The 14,886-nt window shown below is 60.6% G+C and carries 11 protein-coding genes; 6 read left to right on the forward strand and 5 right to left on the reverse strand.

Features of this window, described 5'->3' with window-relative positions; genetic code table 11:
• Positions 1 to 448: 448 nt before the first annotated feature.
• Complete coding sequence (locus tag HMPREF3039_RS00610) at positions 449 to 898, forward strand: NanQ anomerase/TabA/YiaL family protein (protein WP_067570407.1); 450 nt, start codon at positions 449 to 451, stop codon at positions 896 to 898.
• Positions 899 to 981: 83 nt separating this feature from the next.
• On the opposite strand, the gene HMPREF3039_RS00615 is transcribed toward HMPREF3039_RS00610, so the two are convergent.
• Positions 982 to 2,481, reverse strand: a complete 1,500-nt coding sequence (locus tag HMPREF3039_RS00615) for an alpha-amylase (RefSeq protein WP_067570405.1) — start codon at positions 2,479 to 2,481, stop codon at positions 982 to 984.
• Positions 2,482 to 2,696: 215 nt separating this feature from the next.
• On the reverse strand, positions 2,697 to 4,082 hold the full coding sequence (locus tag HMPREF3039_RS00620) for an MATE family efflux transporter (protein WP_067570415.1): 1,386 nt from the start codon (positions 4,080 to 4,082) through the stop codon (positions 2,697 to 2,699).
• 234 nt (positions 4,083 to 4,316) lie between these two features.
• On the opposite strand from HMPREF3039_RS00620, the gene HMPREF3039_RS00625 reads away from it, so the two are divergent.
• Positions 4,317 to 4,754, forward strand: coding sequence for a hypothetical protein (locus HMPREF3039_RS00625; RefSeq protein ID WP_147549506.1), 438 nt, complete (start codon positions 4,317 to 4,319; stop codon positions 4,752 to 4,754).
• Positions 4,755 to 4,839: 85 nt separating this feature from the next.
• On the forward strand, positions 4,840 to 7,026 hold the full coding sequence (locus tag HMPREF3039_RS00630) for a family 20 glycosylhydrolase (RefSeq protein WP_067570401.1): 2,187 nt from the start codon (positions 4,840 to 4,842) through the stop codon (positions 7,024 to 7,026).
• A gap of 144 nt (positions 7,027 to 7,170) precedes the next feature.
• Here the strand turns inward: HMPREF3039_RS00630 and HMPREF3039_RS00635 are convergent, their stop codons facing one another.
• Complete coding sequence (locus HMPREF3039_RS00635; protein WP_067570399.1) at positions 7,171 to 8,130, reverse strand: enolase C-terminal domain-like protein; 960 nt, start codon at positions 8,128 to 8,130, stop codon at positions 7,171 to 7,173.
• Positions 8,131 to 8,209: 79 nt separating this feature from the next.
• Between HMPREF3039_RS00635 and HMPREF3039_RS00640 the strand changes: the two genes are divergently transcribed.
• The 3 genes from HMPREF3039_RS00640 to HMPREF3039_RS00650 all read left to right on the forward strand — a co-directional run bounded on the left by HMPREF3039_RS00640 (position 8,210) and on the right by HMPREF3039_RS00650 (position 12,975).
• Positions 8,210 to 9,115, forward strand: a complete 906-nt coding sequence (locus HMPREF3039_RS00640) for an SDR family oxidoreductase (RefSeq protein ID WP_067570397.1) — start codon at positions 8,210 to 8,212, stop codon at positions 9,113 to 9,115.
• Complete coding sequence (locus HMPREF3039_RS00645) at positions 9,112 to 10,431, forward strand: class I SAM-dependent rRNA methyltransferase (protein ID WP_082770062.1); 1,320 nt, start codon at positions 9,112 to 9,114, stop codon at positions 10,429 to 10,431. The genes HMPREF3039_RS00640 and HMPREF3039_RS00645 overlap by 4 nt, the downstream gene beginning before the upstream one ends.
• A 75-nt stretch (positions 10,432 to 10,506) precedes the next feature.
• Positions 10,507 to 12,975: a phage tail protein gene (locus HMPREF3039_RS00650; RefSeq protein ID WP_067570396.1), complete on the forward strand. Its 2,469-nt coding sequence runs from the start codon at positions 10,507 to 10,509 to the stop codon at positions 12,973 to 12,975.
• 87 nt (positions 12,976 to 13,062) lie between these two features.
• Here HMPREF3039_RS00650 and HMPREF3039_RS00655 read toward each other — a convergent pair whose 3' ends face one another.
• Together HMPREF3039_RS00655 and HMPREF3039_RS00660 are read right to left on the reverse strand one after the other, a co-directional pair.
• Entirely contained in the window at positions 13,063 to 13,344 is a 282-nt protein-coding gene (locus HMPREF3039_RS00655) for a KH domain-containing protein (protein WP_067570394.1), read from the reverse strand.
• A gap of 320 nt (positions 13,345 to 13,664) precedes the next feature.
• Positions 13,665 to 14,849, reverse strand: a complete 1,185-nt coding sequence (locus tag HMPREF3039_RS00660) for a class I SAM-dependent rRNA methyltransferase (protein ID WP_067570392.1) — start codon at positions 14,847 to 14,849, stop codon at positions 13,665 to 13,667.
• Between the last annotated feature and the right edge of the window lie 37 nt (positions 14,850 to 14,886).

Consider the following 14,886-nt stretch of genomic DNA (forward strand, 5'->3'; position numbering starts at 1 on the left):
CCGGCATCAGCTCAATGGTAGCCGCGGAAACGGAAGCTGCCAGGGAGGCTATGCCCAGGCAAATGGTACAGAGGAGCTTTTTCATGCGAATGTTGGATAGAAGAATTATTCGCATCCTGTCGGATTACGAATCCGGCGTCAAGAAAATATTTTTAGACTTTGTCCCTTACTACCAGCGCTGTTTCCGGGAAAAATTAAGGAGACGTGACTTAACGATACCCAGGTCTTTTACAATCGTGCCTCTCCCTGCGCGAGTTATCCTTTCATTCCCTTTTTGCGATATTGGCACGGATTCGTAATCCGATGTGCATTCTTTTATCTTTCCAAGTTATTGACTGTTTGTTTCAAATGATCTTTGAAATCCGTAAATTAAATGAATTAACCAAAGGATTTGACGGAGCTTGCAGTTACATTAGAATGGCGTTTCCTTTATATAGAATTCCCTGCCATGATTATTGCCTCCGTTGCCGATGCCGCCCGTTATGAAAAACTGAATCCCCTGTTCACGCAGGCTTTCGACTTCGTTCGCGCGGCAGATCCGGCCGTGCTGGAGCCGGGGCCCCATGTCCTTGTGGAAGACGCCCTGGTCGTGATGGTGAACGAGACGGCGATGAAAGCTCCGGAAAAGGCCAGAATGGAGGTCCACAACAAATTCATCGACATCCACGTCCCCCTTTCACGGGACGAACGCTTTACCTGGAAGGAACGCGCCGCGCTGGAAAAACCGTCCGAACCCTTCCAGGAGGAGAAGGATGCGCAGCATTACGACGACGCGGAAGAAACCTCCTTCACCGTCAGGCCCGGCCAGTTCGCCGTGTTTTTCCCGGAAGACGCCCATGCCGGGTGCATTGGGGAAGGCGTCATCCGCAAGCTGGTGATTAAAGTAAAAACGGCCTGACCGCGTTCCGGAAAATTCCGGAAGGGCCAGACCGCCGATAAAAAGTCCCGTCAGGCGGTGCTCATCCGCCTGCGGCAAATGGATCAGCTTTCTTCCTCGGCATCGTCCTTCCGGGCGTCCTGCTTGGGGTCCTGGGGGGCGTTCTCCGGAATCCAGACAGCCACGTTGCCGCCGTGGACGATGAACTGGCCGTTGCCTTCGTCGTCGATGGTGACGATTTCCTCCACGTTTCCGGTGGCTTCCTTCCAGGTTTCTCCCGCGTGCTGCTTGCCCACGTTCATGACCTTGTCCCCGTTTTCCCCGTTGGAGATGAGCACGGCCACGCCGGACTTCGGGTGCTGTTCGTCCCCCACGCGGGTGAAGCCGATGGTGTTCGGATGGTCGAAGTAGTAATTCTGCTCACCGTAGGCGTGGTTTTTGCGGATTTCCAGCAGGTTGTCGATGATACCGCGGTGCACGGGCGGATTGCCGCTGACACCGTAGTAATCCCCGTAAAAGATGCAGGGGTAGCCGTCCTTCATGAGCAGGATCAGCGCGTAGGCGGAAGGCTTGAACCAGTCCTTGACGGCTGATTGCAGGGAACTGCCCCACTGGGAGTCGTGGTTGTCCACAAAGGTGACGGCCAGGGTGGGGTGGTTCTGGACCAGCGTTCCGTCCAGAATCTTGGTCAGGTCGTAATCCCGGCCGTGTTCGGAAGCCTGGTACATATTGTAATGCAGGGGCACGTCGAAAAGGTCCACCTTGTAGCGTTCCTCCTTCAGGTATTCGTCCAGGGAATCCAGGTCCTGCTTCCAGTATTCCCCCACGGCGTAGAAATCCTCGCCGCGCTCCTTGCGGACGGCGGCCAGGAACTTCTTGATAAACTCGTCGTTGATGTGCTTGATGGCGTCCAGCCTCATGCCGTCCAGGTCAAGTTCGCGGGAGACCCATACGCCCCATTTTTCCATCTCCTTCACCACTTCCGGGTGGTCGAAGTCCAGATTGGCGAACATGAGGTAGTCGTAATTGCCGTTTTCACCGTCCACGCCGCTGCTCCAGTCCTTGCCGTCCCCCATGATCTTGAACACGGTGGTTTTGCCCGTCTTGTTGTCGTAATCCGTGCCGGTAAAGTGGTACCAGTGCCATTTGAAGTCGGAATACTTGTCTCCGCGGCCGGGGAAGTTGAATCCGGTCCAGCCTTCGATTTCGTAGGCGTCCGTGGTTTCCTCCTCGCGGTTGTTCTCGTCCACTTCCTTGGCCATGAATTTTTCCGTGTAATCGGCCCCGGCCTTGTGGTTCATCACGGCGTCCAGGTAAACGTCCACATGGTGGTCGTGGAGGGCCTTGATGGCGTCCTGGAGCTCCTGCTTGGTGCCGTACTTGGTGCGCACGGTGTTTTTCTGGTCGAATTCCCCCAGATCAAACAGGTCGTAGGTGCCGTACCCCACGTCGTTCTGTTCCTTGCCCTTGTAGGCCGGCGGAATCCAGACGGCCGTCACCCCTATTTCCTCCAGGTGGGGGGCGTCTTCCTTCAGTTTGTTCCAGAACTGTCCGTCATTGGGCAGGTTCCACTCAAAGTATTGCATCATGATTCCGTTTTTCATCGTGTCTGTGGGTTTGGTCAGAATAATTTTTCCGCATTTGTTTTTTCCGCCGCGGCGGAACGGGGACGGTTGCGCGGACGCCGTGAAAAGCTCCGGGCTTTCCGCCTCATTCCATAGGGGGCTGTCATCAGCATAGAGTCCGTAAAACGCGGCGCGTTAGGCATACTGCCAGTATCATGTCCTTGAAAAAGGACGCAACAAGGCCGCCGGAAATGTTAGACCTGTCCGGCCGGCTGCGCCAGGTATTCCCGGTTTTTCCCGCAGTAATACTTCAGGAACCTGCGGATGAACCACAGGGTGACGATGGAGGAAAGAACGTCCGCCAGCGGCATGGACGCCCACACGCCCGTCTGCCCCCAGAACTCCGGTAAAATCAGCAGGAACGGCAGCAGGAACAGCAGCTGGCGGGTGAGGGAGAGGAAGATGGCCAGCCTCGCCTTGCCGATGGCCTGGAAAAAGTTCCCGATGACGATCTGGCTGCCGATGAGCGGAAAGGCCAGAATGACGATCTTCAGACCGCCCGCGGCCAGGCTGATCAATTGTGCGTCATCCGTAAACAGGGCCGCAATGCCGTGGGAAAAGAACATGCAGGCCAGGAAGCCCGCCGTGGTGAACGCCGTGCCCGTAATCACCCCGTACTTCAGGGTAAGCAGCACCCGGTCCGGCTTCATGGCTCCGTGATTGTAGCCGATGATGGGCTGCATGCCCTGCGTAAGGCCGATGACGAGCATCGCGAACAGGATGAGAATCCGGTTGATAATGCCGAAGGCGCCTATGGCCAGGTCCCCGCCGTGGTCCGCAAGCTGCCTGTTGATGGCAATGGCCACCGCGCTGCCGCACACGTTCACCAGGCACGGAGCCAGTCCGATGGACAGGATGCCGGTGACGATGGCTTTTTTCAGGTTCCAGATGCCGCTGCGGAAATGGACGGCGCTGGATCTGTCTGAAAAATGGATGAGCACGCGCGCCATGCCGGCAATCTGGGCGATCAGCGTGGCGAGCGCCGCCCCGGTGATGCCCCACTTGAGCCAGAAAATGAAGATGGGCGCCAGAACGATGTTGATGCCTACGGAAAGCAGGGTGGAGCCCATGGCCTTCTTCGGGTAGCCCGTGGCCCGCATCACGTGGTTGAGGTTGAAAAAGACGTACGTGACGGGCAGCCCCAGCAGGGTGACCAGCATGAAATCATACCCGTAGGCCAGAGTCTGCCCGCTGGCTCCGAAGGCGGCCAGAATCTCCTTGAGGAAAATCAGTGTGGGAACGGCGAGCACCACGGAGGCGATCAGGCTCATGACCAGGACGTTCCCCAGCGTGTGCTCCGTCCCCTCCGGGTCCTTCTTGCCCAGCCTGATGGAGCTGATGGCCGCCCCGCCTATGCCCACCAGCGTTCCCAGGGCGAAGGTCAGGTTCATGATGGGGAAGGTGACCGCCAGGCCGGAAAGGGCGAGCGGCCCCACGCCGTGGCCGATGAACACGCTGTCAATGATGTTGTACAGGGAGTACACCACCATGCCTGCAATGGAGGGCAGGGAATACTGGACCAGAAGACGCCAGACGGATGCGTTTTCCAATTCCGAGATGTTGCGTGACTGGGTTGTCATGAATCCGGCTCTTTTTTCAACGGAGTGCAAACTATAGGAGTGCGGAAAAGGGATGTCAAGCGGCCCCCCTGTCCGGCAGGGAAAGGCACGGTTTCCTTTCCGGACGCCGCAGGAAAGGCCCGCTTTCCGCGCCGCGCGGCCATTCTCCCTTTTTTCCCGGAAATTGGCGCCTTTTTGATTGACTGGGGAAGCGTTTGGGAGTTGATTCCTTTCCGCAATTTCCCGAAGCACGCCATGTCTTTTCCCCTTCATATTTTCCTGCGCGCCGCCGCCGGCTGTTCCCTTTCCCTCTGTGCGTCCTGCCTCCCCATGTTCGGAGCGCACCAGATGCTGGCGGGCAGCCATCTGGCGGAGGGGCTGCTGTCGTCCTCGCCTCTGGAACTGGTCTGGAGGGGGGAAATCCGGTCCTTCCCGTCCGCCGGCCTGGAGACCCCGCGCGGGTTCGCGGTGTCTCCTGCGGACTCCTATTCCCTCCTGATGGAGGCCCGGCCCGGCGTTGGCGGGGAATGGGCCTGCTACCATGACCGGAAGTCCTATTACTGGGCGTTCGCGTCCGGAAAAAGCGGGGATGAAGCCGCGCTTTATGCCGTGCGCCGCGGCGTGGCCGTTGACGGAGTAACCGGGGAAGTGGAGGACACCCTGCCTGCGGCGGCCGCGCCCGGCGCGGAATAAAAGCTCTGGTCTTTTTGCAAAACCGGGCCGGAATGACGCCGGTGTTTGACAGAAAGGTTTTTCCCGGATATGTATCATGCGTCGTATGAAATCCTTTATATTGCCAATTATCTGCCTGTGTCTGGCGGCCGGCGGCGTCCGGGGGCAGGACACGGCTCCCGCCTTCCCCGCCAACGGCCCCAATTACCGGATGTTCCCAGTGGACCGTCCGCCGCTGGTCCCCATGCCCCAGCAGGTAAAGTGGAGTGGCAGGGCGGTTCCCGTCCAGTCCGTGCGCATCCAGGCCCCGGCGCCGTCCCGCACGTCCTATCCGGAACAGATGAAGTTCATCCTTTCCGAGCTGAAATCCTTCCTGGCCGGGCACGGGGTGCAGGTTTCCCAGGACGGGGCGTTTGCCGTCAAATTCGCGCAGGGAGACGTGAAGGCGGATACGGAAAATCCCAAATTGAAAGAGGAAGCCTATTCCCTGCGGGTGACCCCCGGCGGGGCGCTGATCACGGCCAGGGACACCAAGGGGTTTTATTACGGCCTGAAAACCCTGGAACAGCTTCTCCTCCGCCGGGAGGGCAAAACGACGGTCGCCGCCTGCGACATTGTGGACTGGCCGGATTTTGAAGTCCGCGGGTTCATGAACGACGTGGGCCGCAATTACATGCCGCTGCCCCTGATTGCCCAGGAACTGGACTCCATGGGCCAGCTCAAGCTGAACGTGTACCACTTCCATTTCACGGAGAATCCCGGCTGGCGCCTGGAGTCCAAAATTCATCCGGAACTGAACGACCCCAAAAATTTCACGCGCATGCCGGGCAAGTTCTACACGCAGAAGGAATTCAAGCAGCTGGTGGAATACTGCCGCCTGCGCAACATCCTGCTGATCCCGGAAATGGATATGCCGGGGCACAGCGCGGCCTTCCGCAAGGCTCTTGGCGTCAAGATGAGCGATGAAAAGGCCACCAAGGCCCTGGTGGCCCTGATCAAGGAGCTGTGTTCCCTGGTCCCCAGGGAAAAGATGCCGATTATCCACATAGGGACGGACGAGGTGCGTGGCGGGGACGAGAAGGTGGACAACGAGATTCTGAAAACCTACTTCGATACCGTGGAAGCCTGCGGCCGCACGCCCATGAGGTGGCAGCCGGGATTGTCCCCCAAAGGGTACAACGGGGCCATCCAGCAATTGTGGTCCGGACGGCAGAACAGGCATGCGTGGCCCTCGGACGGCGCCAAATATGTGGATTCCCTGGAAACCTACCTGAACCATCTGGACCCCTTTGAAACGGCCATGACCATGTACTTCCGCCGGGCGTGCCCCTTCCGGAACGGGGAGGGCCTGGGCATGATCCTGTGCTCCTTCCCGGACCTGGAAATCACGGACCCGCGCAACCAGGTGCTCCAGACCCCGGTGTACTCCGGAATGGCCTTCGTTTCCGAACCCCTGTGGAACAACCCGCATGAAAAGGTGGAGGGGAACCCCAACCAGGACGAGTACATGAAGTACTTCTCCAACCTTCCCGTGCAGGGGGACCCCCTCCTGAAAGGCTTTGCGGACTATGAAAACCGCGTGCTCGCCATCCGGGACCGCTTCTTCGTGAACAAGGAGTTCAACTATGTGCGCCAGGCGAACATTCCCTGGAAGCTGCTGGGCCCCATCCCCCACGGCGGAAAGACGGAAACGGAATTCGGCCCGGAGGAGGACGCCAGGACCGGAAAAATGAAGGATTCCTATGAAATTGACGGCGCCGCCTACACATGGTCCAAGGACGACTACACCGGGGCCACCGTCATTTTCAAGCATTACTGCGACTTCCCGACGCTGTTCAACGGGGCGAAGATGGGGGCCTTCCCGCACAAGAACCATACCTATTACGCGCAGACCTACATTTATTCTCCCAAGGCCCAGACGGTCCCCTTCTGGGTGAGCGGCCATACCTGGGCCACGTCCGACTGGCGCAACGGCCCCGCCAGCGTGCCGGGCAAGTGGTTCCACGCGAATCCCCAATTCTTCGTCAACGGGAAGGAAATTGAGCCTCCCAAGTGGGCCAAACCGCGCAACGGCGGCACGATGGTGGATGAAAACTACCATTTCCGTGAGCCGTCCATGATTCCCCTCAAGAAAGGCTGGAACCACGTCCTGGTGAAGAGCCCGAACAACAACAGCACGCGCCGCTGGATGTTCACCTTCGTCCCGGTGCAGGTGAATCCCAAAACGCCCGGCTGCAACGTGAAGGAATTCCCCGGCCTGAAATTTTCCACGGACCCCGGCCGGAAACCGTGAAATTCTGAGACAAAAGCGGAAAAAAAGGCATGGAACCGTTGCGGCTCCATGCCTTTTTGCATGCGGCGTCCGCCGGGAGAAGGCGGAAGGAAAAGAAGAATAAAGGAAAAATGGAGGAAGGGTAAAAGACGGAGCTAACGTCGTTCAGAGCTTCTTCCAGGGCAGCGCTTCCAGCATGCCGTCAAAGCCCAGCCCCGTTCCGGCGGGAACGGTCACCTGCGGGTTCATGCCTCCCATCTGGTCGATGAAGGGGTCCGGTTCAAACAGGAGATGGGTGCACAGGCCGCAGAGCGGAATCTCCGTGGGAAGCGCGTCGCGGTAATACTCCGCCGCCTGATAGACGGCCCACAACTGCCCCACGGGGTGGTCCATGACGGTGGTGAAGACGGGGGGATCATGCAGGTCCCCGGGCGTGGCCTCCCGCGCCGGCTTGACGATGCGCGTGACGGGAAGGTCCGCCGTGACGGCGGGCTGGTGCTCCGTGTCTGTCCCCATGTCCAGGGCCAGCGGCATGCCCGCATCCACCAGGCGTTCCCAGCCGGGAACGGAAAAGGGGCAGGGGTCTTCAATGAAATCTATCCGGCTCTTGAGGTGGTGCGGCAGGGACTTCCAGAACTGGAGCGCCTCGTTCCCGTCCAGGGAGCCGTTGAAATCCAGGCGCCAGCGCCAGGAAGGAGCCATGGAGGCCAGCATGGTCAGCCGTTCCAGGGCCGCCGCCGGATTGGAGCTTGCCTTGATTTTTCCCGCCTTGAAGCCCTTCGTTTCCATGATTCTGATGGTGGCCGGACTGACGCAGCTGGGAAGGGTGGCATGGCTGGCCGGAATGTGGAGGCCGGAGAACAGGCTGACGCCGGCGGCGCGCGCCTCCCCGTCCACCCGCGCGCATTCCAGGGCCCGCTTGCCCAGGGGCAGCGGACTGCCTTTCCTGAGCGCGTCCAGTTCCTCCTGCAGGGAATGGTCCCCCAGCTCCGGCCAGGGCTGGATGCAGCCGTAGCCGCCTTCCTCCGTCCTGATGAGAGCCCCTTTCCTGCATACTTCTGCGGCCCTGGCATTGAGAGGGCCGCAAGCCGTTAAAGAATATTCATAGTAAAACACAATATTCATTGAATCAGCTTTTGGTTTTTTGTCACGATGAAAAGAGGTTTTCACTGGATTTTACAGGGACAGCAGGTAGGCTGTGCGCATGTCCAGAACATTGGTATTCGGGGCCGGAGGCCGCGTGGGCAGCCGCCTGGCGGAACACCTGCGGGATGCAGGAGCGGAAGTGGTTGCCTGCGGGCGCAATACCTGCGATTTGGAGGACTTGCCCGCGCTGAAAAAATTTCTTCTTTCTTCCGGAGCCACGCACGTCATCAACTGCGCGGCGGTAAGCGGGCTGGAAGCCTGCCTGGACGACCCGGTAACCGCGCACCGGGTGAATGCCATGGCGCCGGAGCTGATGGCGCGCCTGTGCCGCCTGGAGGGCATGCGCTTCATCCACCTGAGCACGGACTACGTTCTGGACGGCCGCCGCCCCGGCCTGAAGACGGAGGCGGACAAATGCCGCCCCGTGAACGTGTACGGGGAATCCAAGCTGGAGGCGGAGCTCCGCGTGCGGGAGGAAATGCCGGAAGCCCTGGTGGCCCGCGTTTCCTGGGTGTTCGGCAATCCCGCCCGCCCCTCCTTCCCGGAGATGATGCTCCGGCGCGCGCTGAACGGGCAGGCGCTGGCCGCCGTGGCGGACAAGTGGTCTCTCCCCGCGTGGATTGAGGATTTGTGCGAATGGCTCCGCTTCCTGGCCTATGAGAGCGACGCGGCGGGAATCCTGCACCTGTGCCAGTCCGGGGAGCCGGTTTCCTGGCACGGGTACGCGCAGGCGGCCCTGGAAAGCGCGGTGAAGCACGGGCTTCTGCATGAGCTGCCGCCCGTGGCGGAACAAAAGCTCGACGAACAGGCGGGTTTCAGGGATGCTCGGCCCAGGCATACCGCCATGTCCTCCGGAAGGCTGGCTTCCCTGCTGGGCCGCCCCGTAAGGCCGTACCGGGAAGCCGTTGAGCTGGCCGTGGCCCGCTATGCCGCAGATCCAACATTACTTTCCCGCATCTCATGAACGATTCCCATTCTCCCCGCAGTTCCTACCATCCGCGCGACTCCCGTTCCAAACCTTCCTGGAGGGACCGCCGCCCCCCGGCGGGCCGCCCGCGCTCCGCGCCCAAAAAGAACCTGTTTGTCAACAAGTCCCCGGAGGGCAGCGAAAACTGGCTTTCCCCGTGGGTGGAGCTGAAATACTTCACGTACAATCCCGCCGTGTTCCCCCGCATGCTCGGCTCCGTCAGCGGAGAAATAGCGCCGGGGAGCCTGGTGCACGTGTACGACAAAAACGGGGAATTGTTCGGCTCCGGCTTCTGGAACGAGACGAGCCGCACCCCCCTGCGCATGGTGTACCACGGCCGCGACGCCTTCGGGGAACGGGAACTGGACGCCGCTCTGGAACGGGCTGTGAAACTGCGCCGCGATATCCTGCGCCTGGATGAAACGACGAACGCCTACCGCGTGCTGCACGGTGATTCCGACGGCGTGGGCGGCCTGGTCGTGGACCGCTACGCGGACGTCCTGAGCCTGGAAGTGAGCACGCTGGCCGTCTGGCAGCGGCTGGAGCGCTGGCTCCCCCTGCTGCACCGCCTGTGCGGCACCAGAAGGCACGTGATCCAGGTGGACGAGGGAATCGCCCGCATGGAGGGCATCCGCCCGGAAGACGCGCCGGAATCCTCCGCTCCCGTCAAGCTGGTGAAGATTGTGGAAAACGGCATCACGTATGAAGTGGACTTCGCCCAGGGGCACAAGACGGGCTTCTTCTGCGACCAGCGGGACAACCGCCTCAAATTCGCCTCCCTCGTGAAGGGGGGGACGGTGCTGGACCTGTGCTGCTACAGCGGCGGCTTCTCCATTGCCGCCAAAATGCTTGGCGGCGCCGCGGAGGTAACGGCCGTGGACCTGGATGAAAAAGCCGTGGCCATGGCCAGACGGAACGCGAACATCAACCAGCAGCGCATCGAATTCGTGCATGCGGACGCCTTCGTGTACGCGCGCCAGATGGTGCGCAACGGCCGCCTGTTTGACGCCGTTCTTCTGGACCCGCCCAAATTCATCATTGGCCGAGACGGCTTTGAGGAAGGAATCAAGAAATACCATGACCTGAACATGCTGGGGCTCCAGTGCGTCAGGCCGGGCGGCCTCTTCGTCACCTGCTCCTGCTCCGGGCTGCTTTCCCCTTACGAATTTGAGCAGACCGTCATCAAGGCGGCCCAGCGGCAGGGGCGCAAGCTCCAGATCATGGGCATGACCGGCCCCGGCTGGGACCATCCCTACCTGAGCACCTACCCGGAAGGGCGCTACCTGAAAGTCCTCTGGGCCGTCGCCCTGTAGCGGCCGGGCCGGGAAGGGCAGCACCTTTCCGGCGTCTTGACTGCGCCTCTTTCTCCCTGTTTCCGTGGGGGGAATATGGCAAAGCAAGTATTACAACGGCTCAGTTTCACGGCGGGAGAATTAAGCCCGTGGCTTTCCGGCCGCGCGGACCTGGACCCCGTGGCGCGCGGGGCCTCCCGCCTGATGAATTTCCTGGTCACTCCCTTCGGCGGCCTCAGGCGCAGGCCCGGAACGCAGCTGGTCGCCCGTGCCGGGGGCGCGGAAGGCATGGTGAGGCTGGTCTCCTTTAAATACTCCACGGGCGTCCAGTTCATGCTGGAGCTGGGCCGCGGCTACGTCCGCTACTTCAAGGACGGCGCGCCGCTGCTGGATGCGGAGGGGAAGGTGCTGGAAACCGCCTCCCCCTGGAAGAGCGACGCGCAGGTCAGAAACCTCAGGATGCAGCAGTTGAACGACGTGATTTACTGCGTGGAGCCGGAAACTCCCCCCATGACGCTCTCCCGCCATGCCGACGACGACTGGCGGCTGAAGCCGCTGGAGTTTTCCGGCATTCCCTACGAAAGCTCCCTGCTCAACTCCGTGAGGATCGAATACCGGGTGGTCTTTTCCGATGAGGGGAACAAGCTGATAGTGACCGCGGATGAAGACGTGTTCACTCCGGAGATGGAGGGCACGGAACATATCCGCATCACCAGAAGGCACGACGAGGGCTTTGCCCGCGCCGAACAGATGCCCATGTTCCATACCACGACGCTGAACCAGAATTTTTACAAGGGAGCCACCTTTTCCATGGAAGGAAAGAACGGATGGCGGAATGCCTACACCTGCATCCGCCCGTTCAGCAAGGATACGGACTATGTGGCCGGAAAGAATTCTCCGGAACAGTACACGTCCTTCTTTGAAAAAGGCGCGGATGCCTGCCCGTACACGTTCGTCAGCGGGGCGTGGACGGTGGAAACCACCGGAACGTGGGATGCGGAATGGGAAGTGCGCCGGGCGTACCTGGACGGCTCCAACTACCTGCCCAATGAGCCCTCCCTGGTCTGGCACTCCGTCAAGAGCTTCTACCAGAAGGAGGGGTTCAGGAACAACTTCGCCCTGAGCGGGAATGAAGAAGAATTCTCCTTTTACACCCTCCGGCTGATGTCCTATAAAAACGGCTCTTCCACGGGAACTCCGGAACTGCGGGCGGCGTCCTGTTCCTACGACCACGAATTCGTGGTGGACAAGTACATTTCCCCGCGGTGCGTGCATGTGCGCGACGCCGTGCACATGTCGGGCCGCATGCTGTACGACTATGACACCAGCGACTGGTCCTTCAGCGCCTTCGGGGTGAGGAACGGCTACCCGTGCACCATTGAATTTTCCCAGGGACGCCTCTGGTTCGGCAGCACTCCGGGCCAGCCGCAGACCCTCTGGGCCAGCAGGGTGGACGACTTTTCCTCATTCACTCCCGGAATACCGGCGGACTCCCCCATGATTCTGACCATGGCGGCCTCCCAGCAGAACAGGATCGCGTGGATATCCTCCCTCCGGGGCCTGATGATCGGCACCAGCGAAGGGGAATGGCGGCTCCGGGCGTCCGACTCCGCGGGAATCAATGCGAACAATGCGGAATTTGAGCGCCACTCCGGCGTGGGTTCCTCCCTGCTGGATGCGCTGACCGTGGAAAACAGCCTGCTCTTCGTCCAGCAGGGGGGCAGGAAAGTACGGGAATTCTTTTATTCCCTGGAGGCGGATGGCTTTCTCACGCGGGACGTGAGCCTCCTTTCCGACCATCTTCTGACGGAGGGCATCGTGGACTGGACCGTCCAGCGCAGCACGGCGTTTCACGTCTGGTGCGTACTGAAGGACGGCAGTGCGGTCTGCATGACTCTGAACAGGGAACAGAACATCGTGGCGTGGCATGCCCACCGCCTGGAGCATGGCCGCATCCTGTCCGTGGCCTCCCTGCGGAGTTCGCAGGATACGCAGGATGAGGAAGTCTGGTTCACCGTGGAACGGGGGGAGGGGGAACATGCCTGCATCACGGTGGAACGCATGGCGGAGGGCAACGAATACCTGGACGCGTGCACGGAAGCGGTCGTCCGGGACGGCCGCCTTTCCGGGCTGCGGCATCTGGCCGGATGCGAGGCGGTCCTGATGGACGGAAACGGCTCCTGCTCCACAATTCTGGTGGACGGGGAAGGAAATGCGCCGTGCCCGGAAAGGCGGGAAGGGGAAACCGTCAGGGCAGGGATGGCCGCCCCGGCCGAGGTGAGAACCATGCCCCTTGAAAGCCTGGAAACGCTCGGCAGGTTGAAGAAACAGCTGGGCGCCAGGGCGCTCCTGCATGAAAGCTCCCTGCAATTCCTGTACGGCACGGGGGCTCCCGGAGCGTGGCGCCGTTTCCAGCCCGGCCGGTATGGCGCGGAAGCCCCGTACTCCGGCTATGTCCGGCTCACCCACAACTACGGCACGGATGAACAGGCCGCGTTCGCCCTCCGCGTGGAGGAGCCCGGCCCCTTCAATCTGCTGGCCCTGGTGCTGGATGTGGAATTGTAGGCGCGGCGCGGGAAGCACGGTACGTTAAAAAGCCGGGGGGAACGGGATTCCCTCCGGCTTTGTCAATTTTAACGCTGTGCGGGGCGCTCAGGCCTGTTCGGCGGCTTCCTCATGGGAAAGCATGTGCACGATGACCTTGATGCCGTTCTTCTCCCCCGCCGCCTTGGCCAGGGAGCGGATGGCGGAAGCGGTCATGCCGTTGCGCCCGATGATGCGGGCCACGTCCGTCTTTTCCAGAATCAGCCGGAAGCGCACGGCGTCGCCCTGGGGGGATTCGGCCACGCGCAACTCCGCCTGTTCCGGATGTTGGACAAATTGAAGGGCAATCAGTTGCAGGTATTGGCGGATTTGTTCTACGGCAGGGTGCATGGAAGGGAAAAAGTTGTTATGGTGATGACCTTACTATAAAACCGCCAGCTTGAAAAGATGCAAATCCAGGCATTCCCCGAAAAAGAAAGTCGCCCCGGCCGTAAAACGGCCGGGGCGCCCCAACTACCCTATGAAACTGGGTCCTTGCGAACTCAGAGAGCTTTTTTAACGAGCGCTCACCTGCTCGAAACGCAATATAGGTGAGGACCGCCGGAGTTACAAGCTTTTTTTCATTCAAACGATTGTTTTTTTTGAGAAAAAAACCAGCGCGGGCATTACACTCAAGGGGAAGCGGGAAAGTTATCGTAATTCTAACGATATTATCTCCCCGGAAGCAGCTCATACGTGAAGCCCTTAAGGTATTCCGTTTCAGGAATGTTCAGCAGAACAGGGTGGTCCGGCCTCTGTCCGTGTTGCTGTATCAGCCGCAGGGTGGCGGGAGCGTCTATGGCCGCTTCCAGAATGCTCTCCCGGAACAGGCCCGTGCCGGCGTGGTGGGAGCAGCAGAAGGTGGAAAGGATGCCGCCGGGGGCCAGAAGCTTCATGGCGCGCAGGTGGATTTCCTTGTACCCGCGCATGGCGTCATGCACGGATTTCTTGTTTCTGGTGAAGGAAGGCGGGTCCAGAATGATCAGGTCCCACTTGTGTTCTCCCCCGTCCCGGACCAAGGCCGCTTCCTTCTTCAAAAAATCGAACGCGTTGTCCGTGACGCCCCGCACGGAAACCCCGTTCAGGCGCGCGTTGCGCTCCACGGCGTCCATCGCCTCCTGGGAAACGTCCACGGCGGTGACTTCCGCCGCTCCGGCCCGTGCGCAAGCCAGGGCAAAGCCGCCCTGGTTGCAGAAACAGTCCAGCACGCGGCGTCCGCGCGCCAGGCGCGCCACGGCCGCGTAATTGTCCAGCTGGTCCAGGTACAGTCCGGTTTTCTGGCCCGTCTGCAGGTTGATCATGAACTGGATGTCCCCGCTCCGGGCGGTGAACGGCTCCGGCTCCGCACCGCGGGCTATGCTGACGGAAGGTTCAATGCCTTCCGCCGCCAGCATGGGGGAATCGTTCCTGACGATGATTCCCCTGGGGGAGAGCAGGTCCTCCAGCACGTTCAGGATGATGTGGAGGCGGCGTTCCATGGCCAGCGTCAGCGTCTGAACCACCAGGTAATCCGCGTAGCGGTCCACGATCAGGCCGGGCAGGCCGTCCGACTCGCTCCAGACGAGGCGCGCGAGCGTTTCCCCCGGCAGGAAGCGGCTGCGCAGTTCCAGCGCCTGGCTGATGCGCCTGCTGAAAAAATCCCCGTCCAGCTCCTGCTTGCGGCGGGAAAAGCGCCTGGCCACAATCTGGGAATGGGGGTTGAACATGGCGGACCCCAGGAAGCGGTCCTTGAAATCCTTCAGCGCCACCACGTCTCCGGGCTGGGGATTGCCGAAAACCTTGCGGACCTCCGTTCCGTAAACCCAGTCGTGTCCCTGAAAAATGCGCGCCCTTGGTGAAATAATTAAACCTGCCATGTCAGGCACAGGCAATACATGATCGGAGGGGAAAGTG

It is taken from the genome of Akkermansia sp. KLE1798 (assembly GCF_001580195.1).
GTDB lineage: Bacteria > Verrucomicrobiota > Verrucomicrobiia > Verrucomicrobiales > Akkermansiaceae > Akkermansia > Akkermansia biwaensis.

What these genes read in the sequence shown, in the direction of transcription:
- HMPREF3039_RS00620 (WP_067570415.1), bottom strand. Translation starts at nt 4,082, where the DNA reads ATGACAACCCAGTCACGCAACATCTCGGAATTGGAAAACGCATCCGTC.
- HMPREF3039_RS00615 (WP_067570405.1), bottom strand. Translation starts at nt 2,481, where the DNA reads ATGAAAAACGGAATCATGATGCAATACTTTGAGTGGAACCTGCCCAAT.
- HMPREF3039_RS00635 (WP_067570399.1), bottom strand. Translation starts at nt 8,130, where the DNA reads ATGAATATTGTGTTTTACTATGAATATTCTTTAACGGCTTGCGGCCCT.
- HMPREF3039_RS00660 (WP_067570392.1), bottom strand. Translation starts at nt 14,849, where the DNA reads ATGGCAGGTTTAATTATTTCACCAAGGGCGCGCATTTTTCAGGGACAC.
- HMPREF3039_RS00645 (WP_082770062.1), top strand. Translation starts at nt 9,112, where the DNA reads ATGAACGATTCCCATTCTCCCCGCAGTTCCTACCATCCGCGCGACTCC.
- HMPREF3039_RS00625 (WP_147549506.1), top strand. Translation starts at nt 4,317, where the DNA reads ATGTCTTTTCCCCTTCATATTTTCCTGCGCGCCGCCGCCGGCTGTTCC.
- HMPREF3039_RS00650 (WP_067570396.1), top strand. Translation starts at nt 10,507, where the DNA reads ATGGCAAAGCAAGTATTACAACGGCTCAGTTTCACGGCGGGAGAATTA.
- HMPREF3039_RS00630 (WP_067570401.1), top strand. Translation starts at nt 4,840, where the DNA reads ATGAAATCCTTTATATTGCCAATTATCTGCCTGTGTCTGGCGGCCGGC.
- HMPREF3039_RS00610 (WP_067570407.1), top strand. Translation starts at nt 449, where the DNA reads ATGATTATTGCCTCCGTTGCCGATGCCGCCCGTTATGAAAAACTGAAT.
- HMPREF3039_RS00640 (WP_067570397.1), top strand. Translation starts at nt 8,210, where the DNA reads ATGTCCAGAACATTGGTATTCGGGGCCGGAGGCCGCGTGGGCAGCCGC.
- HMPREF3039_RS00655 (WP_067570394.1), bottom strand. Translation starts at nt 13,344, where the DNA reads ATGCACCCTGCCGTAGAACAAATCCGCCAATACCTGCAACTGATTGCC.